At 70.3% G+C, this 15,370-nt stretch carries 13 protein-coding genes and 1 riboswitch; of the genes, 2 read left to right on the forward strand and 11 right to left on the reverse strand.

Annotated features, from left to right (window positions below):
* Nucleotides 1-119: 119 nt before the first annotated feature.
* The 6 genes from gap to DSC45_RS05600 form a co-directional block, all read right to left on the reverse strand.
* Complete coding sequence (gene gap / locus DSC45_RS05575; protein ID WP_119287614.1) at nt 120-1,118, reverse strand: type I glyceraldehyde-3-phosphate dehydrogenase; 999 nt, start codon at nt 1,116-1,118, stop codon at nt 120-122.
* Between the two features lie 98 nt (nt 1,119-1,216).
* The gene (locus DSC45_RS05580; protein ID WP_119287739.1) at nt 1,217-2,173 is read right to left on the reverse strand and encodes a GlxA family transcriptional regulator; all 957 of its coding nucleotides are present in this window, start codon (nt 2,171-2,173) and stop codon (nt 1,217-1,219) included.
* 103 nt (nt 2,174-2,276) lie between these two features.
* A complete protein-coding gene (locus DSC45_RS05585; RefSeq protein WP_119287616.1) occupies nt 2,277-4,028 on the reverse strand; it encodes a CocE/NonD family hydrolase in 1,752 nt (583 codons plus the stop codon).
* Nucleotides 4,029-4,101: 73 nt separating this feature from the next.
* Entirely contained in the window at nt 4,102-4,794 is a 693-nt protein-coding gene (locus tag DSC45_RS05590; RefSeq protein ID WP_119287618.1) for a GOLPH3/VPS74 family protein, read from the reverse strand.
* Nucleotides 4,795-5,452: 658 nt separating this feature from the next.
* Entirely contained in the window at nt 5,453-6,691 is a 1,239-nt protein-coding gene (locus DSC45_RS05595) for an MBL fold metallo-hydrolase (RefSeq protein WP_240434476.1), read from the reverse strand.
* A 129-nt stretch (nt 6,692-6,820) separates the two neighbouring features.
* Nucleotides 6,821-7,261, reverse strand: coding sequence for a TIGR03618 family F420-dependent PPOX class oxidoreductase (locus tag DSC45_RS05600; protein ID WP_119287620.1), 441 nt, complete (start codon nt 7,259-7,261; stop codon nt 6,821-6,823).
* 134 nt (nt 7,262-7,395) lie between these two features.
* Here DSC45_RS05600 and DSC45_RS05605 point away from each other — a divergent pair, with 134 nt between their 5' ends.
* Nucleotides 7,396-7,983 carry a carboxymuconolactone decarboxylase family protein gene (locus DSC45_RS05605; protein WP_119287622.1) on the forward strand — a complete coding sequence of 196 codons (588 nt, stop codon included), beginning with the start codon at nt 7,396-7,398 and terminating at the stop codon, nt 7,981-7,983.
* A gap of 49 nt (nt 7,984-8,032) precedes the next feature.
* Here DSC45_RS05605 and DSC45_RS05610 read toward each other — a convergent pair whose 3' ends face one another.
* Both DSC45_RS05610 and DSC45_RS05615 read right to left on the reverse strand, forming a co-directional pair.
* The gene (locus DSC45_RS05610) at nt 8,033-8,854 is read right to left on the reverse strand and encodes an SGNH/GDSL hydrolase family protein (protein WP_240434477.1); all 822 of its coding nucleotides are present in this window, start codon (nt 8,852-8,854) and stop codon (nt 8,033-8,035) included.
* 239 nt (nt 8,855-9,093) lie between these two features.
* Nucleotides 9,094-10,011, reverse strand: a complete 918-nt coding sequence (locus DSC45_RS05615; RefSeq protein ID WP_119287624.1) for a M23 family metallopeptidase — start codon at nt 10,009-10,011, stop codon at nt 9,094-9,096.
* 4 nt (nt 10,012-10,015) lie between these two features.
* Nucleotides 10,016-10,198, reverse strand: a riboswitch (cyclic di-AMP (ydaO/yuaA leader).
* Between the two features lie 435 nt (nt 10,199-10,633).
* On the opposite strand from DSC45_RS05615, the gene DSC45_RS05620 reads away from it, so the two are divergent.
* Nucleotides 10,634-11,431 (forward strand): tyrosine-protein phosphatase, encoded by a 798-nt coding sequence (locus DSC45_RS05620; RefSeq protein WP_119287625.1) that lies wholly within the window; start codon nt 10,634-10,636, stop codon nt 11,429-11,431.
* A 26-nt stretch (nt 11,432-11,457) separates the two neighbouring features.
* Here DSC45_RS05620 and DSC45_RS05625 read toward each other — a convergent pair whose 3' ends face one another.
* From DSC45_RS05625 to dxs, 3 genes are all read right to left on the reverse strand, one after another.
* Nucleotides 11,458-11,748: a DUF6126 family protein gene (locus tag DSC45_RS05625; protein WP_119287627.1), complete on the reverse strand. Its 291-nt coding sequence runs from the start codon at nt 11,746-11,748 to the stop codon at nt 11,458-11,460.
* 185 nt (nt 11,749-11,933) lie between these two features.
* On the reverse strand, nt 11,934-13,370 hold the full coding sequence (locus tag DSC45_RS05630) for an aspartate aminotransferase family protein (protein WP_119287628.1): 1,437 nt from the start codon (nt 13,368-13,370) through the stop codon (nt 11,934-11,936).
* A complete protein-coding gene (dxs, locus tag DSC45_RS05635) occupies nt 13,367-15,286 on the reverse strand; it encodes a 1-deoxy-D-xylulose-5-phosphate synthase (protein ID WP_119287630.1) in 1,920 nt (639 codons plus the stop codon). The genes DSC45_RS05630 and dxs overlap by 4 nt, the downstream gene beginning before the upstream one ends.
* Nucleotides 15,287-15,370: the final 84 nt, after the last annotated feature.

Consider the following 15,370-nt stretch of genomic DNA (forward strand, 5'->3'; position numbering starts at 1 on the left):
CGGCCCGCAGCCTGTTGCCAGGGCGGCACCCGTTCCCGGGAGGTGTCAGGCACGCACTCTACTGGGCGGTGACCTGCGCCTCCTCGGACGGGTGCCGCTTCCCGCGGACCCGGTCGGGGTCAGCTTGCGGCGAGGAGATTGAGCGTGTCGACGACCCGGTTCGAGAAGCCCCACTCGTTGTCGTACCAGGCGACGACCTTGATGTGCCGGCCGTCGACGCGGGTCAGCTCCGAATCGAAGATCGACGAGGCCGGGTTGCCGGTGATGTCGGACGACACCAGCGCGTCCTCCGAGTACTCGAGAACACCCTTGAGCGGCCCCTCCGCCGCGGTGCGGTACGCGGCGAGCACGTCCTCGCGGGTCACGTCGCGGGCGACCGTGGTGTTCAGCTCGACGATCGAGCCCACCGGTACGGGGACGCGGATCGAGTCGCCGGACAGCTTGCCGTCCAGCCGCGGCAGGACATGGCCGATCGCCTTGGCCGCACCGGTCGTGGTCGGCGCGATGTTCACAGCCGCGGCGCGGGCCCGGCGGGCGTCCCGGTGCGGGCCGTCCTGCAGGTTCTGCTCCTGCGTGTAGGCGTGCACGGTCGTCATGAACCCGTGCTCGATGCCGGCGAGTTCGTCGAGTACGGCGGCCAGCGGGGCGAGTGCGTTGGTCGTGCACGAGGCGTTGGAGACGATGTGATGCGCCGCCGGGTCGTAGGTGTCGCTGTTGACCCCGTAGGCGAGCGTGACGTCGGCGCCGTCGGAGGGGGCGCTGACGAGTACCTTCCTGGCGCCGGCGTCCAGGTGCGCCCGCGCGGCCTTGGCCGACGTGAAGCGGCCGGTGGCCTCCAGGACGATGTCGACGCCGAGTTCGGCCCAGGGCAGGTCCGCCGGCTCGCGCTCGGCGAGCACGGTGATGCGGCGGCCGTCGACGACAAGGGTGTTCCCGTCGACGGTCACCGGGCGGCCGAGCCGGCCCGCGGTGCTGTCGTACGCGAGCAGCCTGGCAAGGGCGGCGGGCTCGGTGAGGTCGTTGACGGCCACCACCTCGAGTGCGTCGTCGCGCTCCAGCAGCGCGCGCAGCACATTGCGTCCGATGCGGCCGAATCCGTTGATGGCGATACGAGTCATGAGTGAGGTCCCTTCTCTCCTGCCCTCAGCGTCGCGCGCTGCTCCGGCGCCGGACAGCGGCACGATCGCCATGGTCCGCAAGGATCCCGCCAACCGCTCTAGTCTCCGCGGGAGAACGTCCGCCGGTACTCGATGGGCGTGGTGCCGAGGATGCGCTGGAAGTGCAGCCGCAGATTGGACCCGGTGCCGAGGCCGACGTCCGCGGCGATCTGCTCGACGCTCCGCTCCGAGCGCTCGAGCAGCTCGCGCGCCATGTCGATCCGCACGCGCATCACCCACTGCATCGGCGTGTATCCGGTGTCCTCGACGAACCTCCGGGAGAACGTCCGCGGCGACACCGCCGCATGCCGGGCGAGCGAGTCGAGGGTGAGCGGCTCGGCGAGGCGGTGCAGCGCCCATTCGCGGGTCGCGGCGAAGCGCGCGCCGAGCGGTTCGGGCACGCTGCGCGGTACGTACTGGGCCTGGCCGCCGCTGCGATAGGGGGCCGCGACCAGGCGGCGGGCCGCATGGTTCGACGCGGCGACCCCGAGGTCACCGCGGAGCAGATGCAGGCACAGGTCGATGCCGGAGGCGGCCCCGGCCGAGGTGAGCACCTTGCCCTCGTCGACGAACAGGACGTTCTCGTCCACCTGGATCCGCGGGTACTTCTCCGCGAGGCGGCGGGTGTAGTGCCAGTGCGTGGTGGCTCGCCGGCCGTCGAGCAGTCCGGTCGCGGCGAGCGCGAAGGCGCCGGTCGAGATGGCCGCCAGACGCGCGCCGCGGTCGTGGGCCGCGATCAGTGCGCCGACGACACTCTGCGGCGGATCCTCCCGGTCCGGGAAGCGGAAGCCCGGCACGAAGACGATGTCGGCCCAGTCCAGCGCGTCCAGCCCGTGCGCGACGGCGTACGAGAGTCCGTCCCCGCCGGTCACCGGCCCGGGTTCGGCCCCGCAGACCCGTACCTCGTACGGCATGCTCGCGCGCGTGGTGAACACCTGGGCGGGGATGCCGACATCGAGCGGCTTCGCCCCTTCGAGCACCAGCACTGCGACCCGGCGCAGTCGAGACACGGACACCTGCCCGAGCGTACGTCCCGCCCGCGGCGGGCCTGCACTGCACACGGCTTGCCTCCTGTCACCGCCGGCGGCGGTGACAGGAGGCAAGGGCTCGGTCTTGGAGTCAGTCCGCCGCAGGCAGCGTGATGGTGGGCTTCCCGGGCTTCAGCTTCACCGTGGACGCCTTGAGGTACTGGTCGAGGAACGGCGAGCGCGCGCCGCCGGTGGCGACATCCTCGGCCGGGTCGTCCACGGACAGTTCGAGTCGCGCGTCCGTGACCTGGATCTTCTGCTTGGACGGGGTGTCGATCCAGTCTCCGGTCTGCACGGAGCCGATCTCCACGGCCAGCGAGTGTCCGGCCTTCAGGGTCCAGTCGGTCGACTTGAGCTCGAGGTCCAGCTGGTCGCGGTCGAGACGCGACACCTGCTCGTCGAACATCACGGCCTTGCCGTCCTTGTCCACGTCGTACAGCTTCACCATGACGTTGCCCTCGCCCTTCGCGGTCATGGAGACCTTGGGGCTGCCGGTGACACGGGTGGCCTTCGCGACCGGCTCGGACCACACGAAGTAGCCGGCCTTGCCCTGACCGGCGTCCTCGCCGGGCGGCTCCGTCTCGGAGCCGCCACCGGTGTCGACGTACGTGCCGTCGCCGAGCCGGAGCGTGGCGGTGCGGTCCTTGGCGGGCCAGGACTTCTCGCCGCGCCAGTCACCACTGCCGTCCTCGACGGCGTAGTCGGGGTAGTCGACCTTCGGCTTCTTGCCCTTGAGGTGCTCGTCGTAGAACGACAGGGTCTCCTTGAACCAGCCCTCGCGGCCCATGGCCAGCCGGCCGTCCTCGACCCGTTCGTTGCCCCGCACGTGGTTCCACTGGCCGACCCAGCCGCGCTCGACGCCCTCGTGGTTGTCGAGGAACTCCTGCATGCCCTCGGGTTTGGTGTTGTCCTCGATCAGGCCCTGGGTGAAGAACAGCGGGGTGTCGGTGCCCTTCGCCTTCGCCGCCGGGTTGCGGTCCTTCCAGTGCTTGTCGTCCGGGTCGCCGATGGCGTATCCGTAGCTGTTCAACGCCGCGCACTCCGGGTGCTTCTTCTCGTAGCCGGCGTTCTTCTTGTAGCGCTTGTCGTCGCCGGGCAGTTGCGGGAGTCCCGCGATGCTGTTGTACGTGTTGGGGGTGATGGCGGCGTGCGGGCGGGGCAGCCCGTTGGCGTGGACCTGCTTGTATCCGTCCCACACGGGCTCCTGGGCGACGACGGCCTTCAGCGCGTCCTGTTTCAGGTTGTTGCCGATGAGACCGGTGTACGCGTCGAAGGACTTGCCGTACATCCCGACCGCTCCGGTGGACCACGGACGGTTCGCGCTCCAGTCGATGGCCGCCTTGACGTCGGCCTGGTCGCCGGGCCCGCCGAAGTCGAGGCAGCCCGTGGAACCTCCGAACCCACGGGTGTCCACCATGACGAAGGCGTAGCCCTGCTTGAACAGGTCGGTGCCCTTCATGAAGTCCTGGAAGCGCTTCGACGGTCCGGGCTGCTTGTACCCCTCGGGCGCTATCTCGCCGGAGTGCCCGAAGTACGAGCTCGCCGAGAGGATCACGGGCACCTTCTTGCCCTTGGGCATCTTCTCGGGCAGCAGGACGTCCGCGTGGAGTTCGGTGTCGGAGCCGTCGGACGACGGGAAGTAGTGCTGGGTCCAGACCGCGCCCTCGGGGACGCGCTCGTTCTGCTTGTGGGTGACGCCGTCGGTGGCGGTCGCGGTGGCCCCGCCGGGCTTCCCGGAGGCCTGCTCGGGAGCGACTGAGGCCGAGGCGGTGAGTGTGCCGGTCAGCACGAGCGTGGTGGCGATGGCGGAAGCGGCGTAGACGGTCGCGCGGCGGTTCTTCACGGGATCCTCCGGAGTTGCGGTGCGGACGGAGCGGCGGACGCGGGGCGTGTGCTGGACGGTGCGGCGGCGAGGGTCACTTCCCCCAGCCGCCTCCCACGGCCCGGCTCGACAGGTAGGAGTCGCGCAATGCGGCACGCAGCCCCGGGACGAGTCCGTCGAAGTGGTCGGCGAGCGTCTTCAACGCCTGCTTGTGCGTACGCCGTTCCTTGCCGCTGAACACGCTGGACACCTCCAGCTCGGCGGCGAACACGGCCATGGTCAGGTCGTGCACCGCGACGGTCGACGGATCGGCGCCCAGCAGGACCACGCTCCGCACCCGGTCCTGCAGCTCGGTGATCTCCTGCAGGTCCTTGATCGCGACCTGGTGGCCGGCGAGCGGGCTCAGGAGCCGGTTCTTGTCGGTGACCGTGACCGCACCGGAGGCGACGAGCTGCTCACGGACGGCCTGTTCGGCGGTGTACGCGTCGTGGATCTGCGAGAGCCAGCTCTTGGGTTTGTCGGTGGGGATGCCGCGCCAGACGTCGGCGGTGAAGGGGTCCGCGGGCATCGTGCCGGCGCGGCGGACGACCTTGCGGCCCTTGGAGCCCTGCGGGGCGACGAGCCCGTCCAGCGTCAGCCGGGCCAGCGCTCCGGCGCGCAGCAACTGGCCGCGGCCCTGCAGGTCGGTGGTCACGAACTTCCCCTTCTCCACGGTGTAGCAGAGCAGGTAGAGGAGCTCGGGGAGGGTCCGGTTCTGCTCGGTCCGACTCTTCTCTGTCCGGTGCATCTCGGGTCCTCGGGGTTGTAGGAATTCCGCCGGCGAGCGGCGGTGCATGCGCTACGGCACGAGACGACGTTCGCTGTCTCTGAACGACACTATGTCACTAAGTGACACGCGACGCCAGTACGAATTTCCGGAGGAACTGATTCCGGGAAGCGCTCGCCCACCCGGCGACAGAGGTCTGCTCGGGTGCGTACGGCAAGCGGATGCGGCCGGTCACGGGCCGGATCAAAGAGACCTGCGAGGCCGCGCGTGCGGCAGGCGCGAGGACCGAGGCCGGCCTCGCGGTGCCCGAAGAGCGCGACGCGCAGCACCGGTGGGGCCGGCCCTGAGGGGACGAGGGCCACGTTCGAGCCGTACCGGAGCACGTCGTGATCGCGCGGGCGTGGCCGGCGGGAGCGTGGAAGCGGCGAGGGCGGGGCTGAACTGAGGGGGCTCGATACGCAGCATGGGTCCGCTCGCGCCGGACGGCCCCGCACAGGAGCAGAAACAGGAGCAGAAACAGGAGCGGAAGCAGGAGCAGTACGGGTGCGCCTGGCTCTACGCGGGCGAACTCACCGCGGAGCCATTGCGGCCAGGCCCTTGTTGCGGAGCCATTGCGGCCCTTGTCGAGGGCGTGACACGAATCGGCCGGGCATCACCGCCCGGCCGATTCGAGTAGGTGTCAGCGGTCGCCGGCCAGATCGAGGTTCCGGCCTTCTTCCTGGTCGGCGGCCCCGATCCGTTGCGGCGTCTGCGCACGCCACGGGTGGGCGATCGGGTGCGAGACGGCACGCCACCACGGCTCCACCGGGAGGGTCCCGGCAGGCTCGAAGGGCTCGCCCGGACGCGGGAACGCGGCACGCTGCCCGGCCTCCTCGGCGACGTCCCTGGTCCACTCGGCAGGCTCGGCCCACGCGTGCGTGGCGAGATTGAAGGTGCCCCAGTGGATCGGCAGCAGCACCCCGTGCGGCTCGCCCCCCTGCAGGTCGAGGTGGGCCTGCAGACCCTGGGCGGGGGACATGTGAATGTCGGGCCAGGCCCCGGGCACCGGCGTACGGTCCGTGTGCCCGTCAGGCCAGTGGTCGCTGTAGGCGCCGATCTGGATCATCGTGACGTCGAACGGTCCGTGCTCCGCACCGATCTCGCGGAAGCCGGCGAAGTACCCGGTGTCGCCGCTGTGGTAGATCCGGTGCTGCTCCCCCGTGACGACCCAGGATGCCCACAGGGTGTGCTGCTGATTGCGCAGCCCGCGGCCGCAGAAGTGCCGCGCGGGAGTCGCGGTCAGCGAGATGCCGCCGACCTCGGTGGACTCGTTCCAGTCCAGCTCCCTGATCCGGGCAGCGGGCACACCCCAGCGCTCGAGGTGTGCGCCGACCCCCAGCGGCACCGCGAAGACCGTGTGGGTACCGGCCAGCGCCTTGATCGTGGGCAGGTCCAGGTGGTCGTAGTGGTCGTGCGAGATGACCACGACGTCCACGGGACCGAGGGCGGCGAGCCCGACCGGCACCGGATGCAGCCGCTTGGGCCCGGCGAAGTCGAACGGCGAGCAGCGCTCACCCCATACCGGGTCGAAGAGGACGCGCCGGCCGTCGATCTCCGCGAGGACGCTGGAGTGCCCCATCCACGTCACCCTGAGCCCGCTCGGGGGCGGCGTCGCGAGATCGGCGAGCGTGGTCGCGTACATCGGAACGGAAGCCGCCGGCGCCCGTCGCACCCGCGACTCCTTGCGGAAGTACGAGCGCGCGAACTCGAGACCGAAGCCGCCCTGCGGCCGTTCGGTGCCCGCAGGGTTCTGGAACCGGCCGTCCGAGAAGTTCGGCGAGCTGTGGATCCGCGCCAGCCGCTCCCCGGACGAATCGGCTCCGAACGCCTCGGGCCTGCGCGAACGGAGTCCGGAACGCAGAGAACGCAAGCCGGTCACGGCACCTCCTGAGGTCGGGGACAAAGCCCGCAACGAAAAGACTCTCCATTATGGGCGCTCATGGCGCCGCTGCGACCGGGGACCGGCCACCGCGGTCCGGCGCCGCGCACCGGTCGCGCACACCGTGGATCAAGCACGCGGCTGTCCGTACGCCCGCTCCACCCGCAGGCGCAGCACCAGCCGCCGGTCGCGGACCATCGCCGCCCGGTAGTCGTCCCAGTCCGGATGCTCGCCCTGGACATCGCGGAAGAGGGTGATCAGCTCCTCGACCGCCGGGTCGTGCGGATCCGCGGCGACCTCGGACAGTTCCGCGGTGGCGTCGACTGCGGTCCAGGCCCAGCGGTCGTCGCTCGTCACGTGGTACGTGGCCCGGGGGTCGCGGCGCAGATTGCGGGTCTTGGCCCGGTCGTCCGTGATCGACACCCGGATCACGCCCTCGTCCGGGTAGTAGTGGTGGTTCACATTCGACAGCTGGGGGCGGCCCTCCCGGCCGAGGGTGACGAGCACCCCGCCGTCGTACTCCGAGACCAGTTTCAGGAGCGCGTCCTGTCGCGCGTCGGATGACGTCATGACCACTCAACGCACGAACGTCGCCCGGGATTCCGGCCACGGCCCGCCTCCCGAATACGGCCGGATGTCACGCCCGGAACGCCGCCGTCCGTCGCATCAGTGACCGCCCGACGCGACGACGGAAGGACACCGCCATGGCCCGCGTCTCGCTCACCCCGCCCCGGTCACTGCGTTACCGCCTGACGGAGTGGTACGCGAAGCGCACCTACGGCAGGGCGATGGACCCGCTGAAGGCGGCCGGCCACCATCCGCGCGTGCTGTGGGGCCAGGCCCGCCTGGAGATGTCCGTCGCCCGCTGGAACAGCCTGGACGCCGACCTCAAGGCGCTCGCGGTGATGGCGTCCGCCGCGTCCATCGGCTGCTCCTGGTGCATGGATTTCGGCCACTGGGAGAACCATGAGCGCGGTATGGATCCGCGCAAGCTCCACGCTCTGCCGCGCTGGCGGCAGAGCGAGGTGTACTCGGACCTGGAGCGGGACGTCATGGAGTACGCGGAGGGGATCACCGCGAACCCGCCCGACGTCGCGGACGACCTGGCAGAACGGCTCGTCCACCGCCTCGGCGAGCCGGCGTTCGTCGAGCTGACCGCGATGATCGCGGTGGAGAATCTCCGCTCGCGCTTCAACGCCGCGATGGGCCTCACCAGCCAGGGCTTCAAGGACTCCTGCGACCTCGCCCCCACACCGGGCCACGCCACCGACGACCACCGCTCGCCCCACTGACTGCCGCGCGGCCGCGGACCGAAGCCCGGCCACCGAGCACACACAGGACTCAGGCAGTCGGCCTGATCTGCTGCTTGATCGTGTACGGGTCGAGCGACCCCTTGGCCGAGGCATGGTCGCCCGAGGACTCGCCCCGCAAGCGGCGGCCGATCCACGGCACCAGGTACTCGCGCGCCCACTGGATGTTGTCGCGCCGGACCTCGAGCGTGCCGCGGGGCGGCAGCGCCGGCCAGGGCTGGTCCGGTTCGGCCGGTACCGGAATCCCGAGGACCTGCCCGGCCCGCAGCGCGACCCGGGTGTGCCCCTCCGGCGAGAGGTGGAGCCGGTCCCCGTCCCAGGCGCGACGGTCCTGCACGGACTTCAGCGACCAGAGGTCGAGCACCGGGCAGTCGTAGCGGTCGGCGATGGCCCGGACATGCGCCGTGTAGGTGGCGATCTTGCCCCTGAGGTGACGCAGGACCGGGACGTCGCGGGTGTCGAAGCCGGTGGTGACCATCACCGTGCCGACGGAGCCGCTGAGATCGGCGACCGCGCGCTCGAAGCGCTCCGCGACGTCGTCGGGGTCGGTGCCGGGCCGGATGATGTCGTTCCCGCCCGCACAGAAGCTCACCAGGTCGGGCGCGAGCTCGCGGGCCCGGGGCACCTGGTCGGCGACGATCTGGTCGAGAAGCTTGCCGCGCACCGCGAGATTCGCGTAGCGGAAGGAGTGTTCGGGGTGCCGGTCGGCAAGGAGGACGGCGAGCCGGTCGGCCCAGCCGACGAACGTCCCGTCCGGGCCGGGGTCCCCGACCCCTTCGCTGAAACTGTCGCCGACGGCCACGTACGACCCGTATGCGTCACTGAGGATGAGGGGTGTCGATTCGTCTGCCACGTCGGAACATGCTGCACCTCTTCAAGTGACCTACGCCATCGTAGGGTGCCCTTGACAGCGGTGAGATAGGCCACCGGTAAAGATCGCCCCAATGCGGGAATAGTCCGGCAACCACGGCACCACGCCCGGCCAGGCGCCTCAAGTGCGCGGAGCAGGCGGGCAGTTGAGGGTCCACACACGCCTGAGGCGACCGGAGCCGAGAGCTCCGGTCGCCTCAGGCGCCATGCCGTCCTACGGGGTCAGACGCTGACGCCGTGCGAGCGGAGGTAGGCGAGCGGGTCGACGTCCGAGCCGTAGCCTGGACCGGTACGGACCTCGAAGTGCAGGTGCGGGCCGGTGGAGTTTCCGGTCGAGCCGGAGAGGCCGATCTGCTGGCCGCCGGACACGGTCTGGCCGGTGGAGACACCGAGCGAGGTCATGTGGGCGTACTGCGAGTAGTGGCCGTCCTCGTGCTGGATGACGACCTCGTTGCCGTACGAACCGCTCCAACCCGCCGAGACGACGGTGCCCTGGCCGATGGCCTTGATCGGCGTACCCGAGGAGACCACGAAGTCGGTGCCGGTGTGGTAGCCGCTGGACCACATGCCGCCGGGGGTGCGGTAGTTGGTGGAGATGGAGGCGTCGACGGGAGCGGTGAAGCCGCCGGCCGAGGCCTCGGCCTTGCCGCCCTGGGCGCTCGGAGCGGAGTCGGCGGACTGCTGCGCCGGAGCGGACTGCGGCTCGGCCTCGGCCTTCGGGGCCGACTCGGTGCGGTCGGCCGTCGACGCCTTGGCCTTGCCGTCCAGCTTCAGCTGCATACCGGGCACGATCCGGTTCGGGTTGTCGCCGACGACGGAGCGGTTGTTCTCGTAGAGCCGCTCCCAGCCGCCCTCGACTCCCTGCCGGTCGGCGATCGCGGACAGGCAATCGCCCGACTTCACGTCGTACGAGCCGCTGGAGGTCGCCGGAGCGGCGGCCGGCGCGGACTGCTTGGCCTGGGCGGGGGCGGACTGCGGGCTCTGCGCGGGGACGGTTCCCGGGGCCGTGGACGGGGCGGCGTTGGCCCCGGTGGCGCCGAGAAGCGGAAGCGCGAGCGCGGCGCCACCGGTACCGGCGACGGCGAACGTACGCGTGATCCGCTGGGACTTGGGACGGCGGTGCTTACCCTTCGCGGGCATGGCGAATTCCTCTCCGGCGCCTACGAGGTGAGCTGTCGGGTTCGGACTGGAGCTGCCCGGCCGCGCATTCGACGCGACTTCACCCCTAGCCTTTCCGGTGGACCGGAACGGCGAATTACCGTGGGTCCCCCGCTCCTGCCGTGCACGGGTAGATGCACTGAGTTCCGGGTAGCGGCAGGATTTGGCGTCCACCCGGACGACCGTGACGTTAAGCGAGTGCGGAACTCAGAAACAAGGAATCAACTTCTTTGCCATTCCGCCCCGCTGATCCTTTTCCGGATATTCCGTCACACTCCGTGGATCAATGATCTTCCCGACCGCGACGGCCTCCGGAAACGCTTCGGCAAGATCGCCACACACCGTCACGACTATGATCCCGCTCACGCATTGACAGCCATCCGCCTTTAATCCGGGGCCAGTTGCACCTAATCCCCCTAAAGCACCTAACCGCACCTAATCCCTTTAACTCGCCAATGGCACCGAATCGGTCATTTGGTACTCGCGGGACTGCCGTTCGCACCGGCGCCTCCCGCGCATGATCACTCCGAGCAGGCGTGTCGTATCGTCGAATCGGTGCGCACCACGGCGATCAGCGCCGGTGACCCCAATGGGAGGAGCCCCCGTGACGCAGCAGGTCCCGTCGACCGAGCCCACGCTCGCCGGAGTACGCAACTTCCGTGATCTGGGCGGTCTTCCGACCGCTGACGGCCGTCGGGTACGGCCCGGCCGGCTCTTCCGAAGCGGCCACCTGGCGCACGCCACGGACGAGGACGCGCGGTACCTCACCGAGCTGGGCCTGCACACGATCTTCGACTTCCGCAATTCCGCCGACCGGAAGCTGGACGGCCTGGACGTCGAACTGGCCGGAGTGCGCAACATCAACATCCCGCTGAGCGATCCGGCCGACGGCGCGGAGTTCTGGCGGATGGTCCGCAGCGGAGACATCGCGGACCTGCGCTCGGTGCTGTCCGACGGCAAGGGCGTGGACCGGATGACGACCGCGTACCGCGCGATGATCAAGGACCGCACGTCGGAGCACGGCCGCATCCTGCGCGCGCTCGCCGACGACAGCGTGCCGGCCCTGATGCACTGCGCCGCGGGCAAGGACCGGGCCGGCCTGTCCATCGCCGTCACGCTGCTCGCGGTGGGTGCGGACCGCGAGGTGATCGAGGCCGACTACGTGGAGTCCAACGCCGCGCACCGGCGTTACAAGGTGCAGCGCAGCAGCACGGCCCCGGACGCCATGTCCCCCGAGGTGCTCGAACTCCTCAGCCCGCTCTTCGACGCGCGCGCCGAGTACCTGGCCGCCGCCTTCGACTCCATCGACGAGACCTGGGGCACCACCGAGCGCTACCTCACCGAGGGCCTCGGCCTCGACGACGCCCTGCGCACCCGCCTGCGCGACAACCTGCTGGACTGATCCGGACCGGCGGGCGGGCGGAGCCGCTACTGCCCGCCGCCGAGTGTGAACAGCAGATAGATGAATCCGGCCAAGAGGTGCCCGGCCACGAAGTAGACGAAGAGCCGGATCCACAGTCCCCGCGGAATGGTCTCCTCGACCCGCTTCCGCGGCGACACCCGCACCGGCTCGCCCGGTGCCTGACCGGCCACGGCCTCGACGTCGACGGCCTCACCGGACTTGGTCCCGGCCGTCGCCTCCCCGGCCGTCGCCTCCCCGACCGGTTCCTCCGAGGGCCCGGCTCCCTTCGCCGCCCCGGCCGCCTCGAACTCGCTCATGCCCTGCCTCCTTTGCCGTGGACGCCGTCCGCACCGCGGGAACCGTGCCCGATGCACCCGTGTTCGGGCACCTGACGATCGGCCGCCGAGAAGCCGCCACCGGCTGGGCTCATACGTCCGATTCAGCCAGAGCCGTGCCTCAGGGGCAAATTTTTTGCCCCTGAGGCAAAAGCCGCGGAGGGCGCTCAGCGGGTCGCGACGGCCTGCTTCATCAAGGTCCGGCCGAAGTCCCACATCAGGCCACCGCCGCTGTGCGCGTCGTCCATCACGGCCGTGAAGGCCTCGACGAAACGGTCCACCTCGCGCTCCCCGATCGTGAGCGGGGGAATCAATTTGATCACTTCGAGGTGGTCACCGGAGACCTGGGTCAGAATCCGGTGCTTCTGCAGCAACGGTACGACGACCATCTGCGCGAAGAGCCCCTTGCGGGCGGCCTGCAGGACCGTCCACCGGCTGCGCAGCTTCAGCGACCGCGGACGGCCGAACTCGATGCCGATCATGAGTCCGCGGCCCCGCACCTCGTGCAGCAGCTCGTAGCGGTCGACGAGCGCGCCCAGTCTGGTCCTCAGCAGATCACCGGTGGCCCGGGCGTTCGCGACGAGCTGCTCGTCGGCCAGCACGGCGAGTACGGCGAGGCCCGCGGCCATGGCCTGCGCGTTGGAACCGAAGCTCGCCGAGTGGACCAGGACCCGGTCCATCGACGAGTAGACCTTCTTGAAGATCCAGTCCTTGCCGAGCGTCGCGCCCACCGGCACATAGCCGCCGGAGAGCGCCTTGGCCACGCACACCAGGTCCGGCTCCACGCCCTCGTCGCGCTGGTAGGCGTAGAAGTCGCCGGTCCTGCCGAGTCCCGTCTGCACCTCGTCGGCGATCAGCAGCGCCTTGTGCCGGTGCAGCAGCTCCTGGGCCGCCTTCAGATAGCCGGGCGGGGCCTCGTGCACGCCCTTGCCCTGGATCGGCTCGACGACGAGTGCCGCGACGTCGCCGCGTCTCAACTCCCGTTCCAGAGCGTCGAGATCACCCATGTCCACGGCGGTGTCCGGGAGCAGCGGCGCGAAGCCGTCGCGGAATCCTCCCTCGCCGTTGACCGACAGAGCACCCGTGGTCAGTCCGTGGAAGGCGTGTGCGCAGTACAGGATCCTCGGCCTGCCGGTGGCGTACCGGGCGAACTTCAGCGCCGTCTCGACCGCCTCCGCCCCGCTGTTGCCGAAGAAGACCCGGTCCAGGTGCGGACTGTGCTCCAGCAGCCGCTCGGCGAGCAGCCCGGGCAGCGGCTGGCAGTCGAAGCGGGTCAGATCCGCGAGCGAGGCGTCGAGTACGTCGTGCAGTGCCTTGCGTACGACGGGATGGTGGCGGCCGACGCCCATGACGCCGAAGCCGGCCAGCATGTCCAGGTAGTCGTTGCCGTCGGTGTCCCAGAAGTAGGCGCCCTCGGCCCGGTCATAGACCTTGTCGAAGCCGATGGTGTGCAGCATGCGCGGCAGTTGGTGGTTGAGGTGGCGGGAGTGCAGCTCGTAGCGCTCGGTGCCGCGGTCGGCGAGGAGCCGGCCCAGGTCGAACCCGGAGCCCGCGTCCTGCTGTGAGCCCTCGGGCTGCTCGGTGGCCTGTTCGGGGCTGCTCATGCCTGCTCCTCCTCGGCGGTGGCCCCCGCGGGCCTGTGCCGTCTCGCGTCCAGGGCCGTGAGGCTCGCGCCGATCCGTCCCGCGATCTCGACGGGGGTCAGCCCGATGTCGGCGAGCAGCTCACCGCGTTTGGCGTGCTCCAGGAACTGCTCGGGAATCCCGAACGTCCGCAGCGGCTGATCCACCTCCGCGTCCCGCAACGCCAGCCCGACGGCCGAACCCACGCCCGAGGCACGGCTGTTGTCCTCTACCAGGGCGATCAGATCGTGTTGCTCGGCCAACGGCGGCAGCGCCTCGTCGACGGGCTTGACCCACCGCGGGTCGACGACGGTGCAACCGATCCCCCGCGCTTCGAGCAACTCGGCTGCCCCCAGACAGACCGGGGCCATCACCCCGACGGCGACCAGCAGCACCCGCGGAGCCTCGGCCCGGTGCAGTACGTCCATCCCGCCGACCCGGTCCACGGCCGGCACCTCCGGTCCCACGGACTCCTTGGGGAACCGCAGCAACGTGGGCGCGTCCGTCACCTCGACCGACTCCCGCAGCTGCGCCCGCAGTTGGCCGGCGTCGCGCGGGGCAGCGATCCGCAGTCCGGGCACGACCTGCAGTACGGACAGGTCCCACATGCCGTTGTGCGAGGCGCCGTCGGCGCCCGTGACACCGGCCCGGTCGAGGACGAAGGTGACCCCGCACTTGTGCAGCGCCACATCCATGAGCAGCTGGTCGAAGGCGCGGTTGAGGAAGGTGGCGTAGACGGCGACGACGGGGTGCAGCCCGCCGGTGGCGAGCCCGGCGGCCGACACCGTCGCGTGCTGCTCCGCGATGCCCACGTCCCACACCCGCTCGGGGAATCGCTCCGCGAACGGTCCGAACCCGACCGGCTGCAGCATGGCCGCGGTGATGGCGACGACGTCCGGCCGCTCCTCGCCGACCCTGACCATCTCCTCGCCGAAGACGGAGGTCCAGGAGCGACCGCTGGAGGGCGCGAGCGGTTCGCAGGTGAGCGGGTCGATGGCCGCGATCGTGTGGAAACGGTCCGCCTCGTGGGCCAGCGCCGGCTCGTACCCGCGGCCCTTCTCGGTGAGACAGTGCACGAGCACGGGCCCGTGGAAGCGGCGGGCCCGCCGCAGAGCGGACTCGACCGCACCGATGTCATGACCGTCGATGGGTCCCAGGTACTTCAGGCCGAGGTCCTCGAACATGCCCTGCGGGGCGAAGGCGTCCTTGAAGCCCTTCTTGGCGCCGTGCAGCGACTCGTAGAGCTGCCGGCCCACGACCGGGGTCTGCTGCAGCACCTCCTTTCCCCAGGCCAGCACCTTCTCGTAGCCGTCGGTGGTGCGCAGGGTGGCGAGGTGGTTGGCGAGCCCGCCGATGGTGGGGGCGTAGGAGCGTTCGTTGTCGTTGACGACGATGATCAGTGGGCGGTCCTTGGCCGCGGCGATGTTGTTGAGCGCCTCCCAGGCCATGCCGCCGGTGAGGGCACCGTCGCCGATCACCGCGATGTCATGCCCCGGATCGCCGCGCACCTCGCGGGCCTTGGCGAGTCCGTCGGCCCAGCCGAGCGCGGTGGAGGCGTGGCTGTTCTCGACGATGTCGTGCTCGGACTCCTCGCGGGACGGGTAGCCGGACAGGCCGCCCTTGCCGCGAAGCTTGGAGAAGTCCTGCCGCCCGGTGAGGAGTTTGTGTACGTAGGACTGGTGGCCGGTGTCCCACACGATGCGGTCGACCGGCGACTCGAAGACCCGGTGCAGGGCGATCGTCAGTTCCACCACACCGAGGTTCGGACCGAGGTGGCCGCCGGTCCGTGCGACCGCCCGGATCAGGAACTCGCGGATGTCTTCGGCCAGTTCGGTGAGGTCGTCGTCCTGCAGCGCCTTCAGGTCATGCGGTCCTCTGATGCTCTCCAGCAGAGTCATGCTTCGGCCCCCTTCGGTCGTCTGCCGTCACGCACCCGCCGCGACGCCGGCGCCCGCGGCGCTGACGACCGGCGTTCCGGATGC

Origin of the sequence: Streptomyces sp. YIM 130001, from assembly GCF_003574445.1 — a bacterium.
GTDB lineage: Bacteria > Actinomycetota > Actinomycetes > Streptomycetales > Streptomycetaceae > Streptomyces.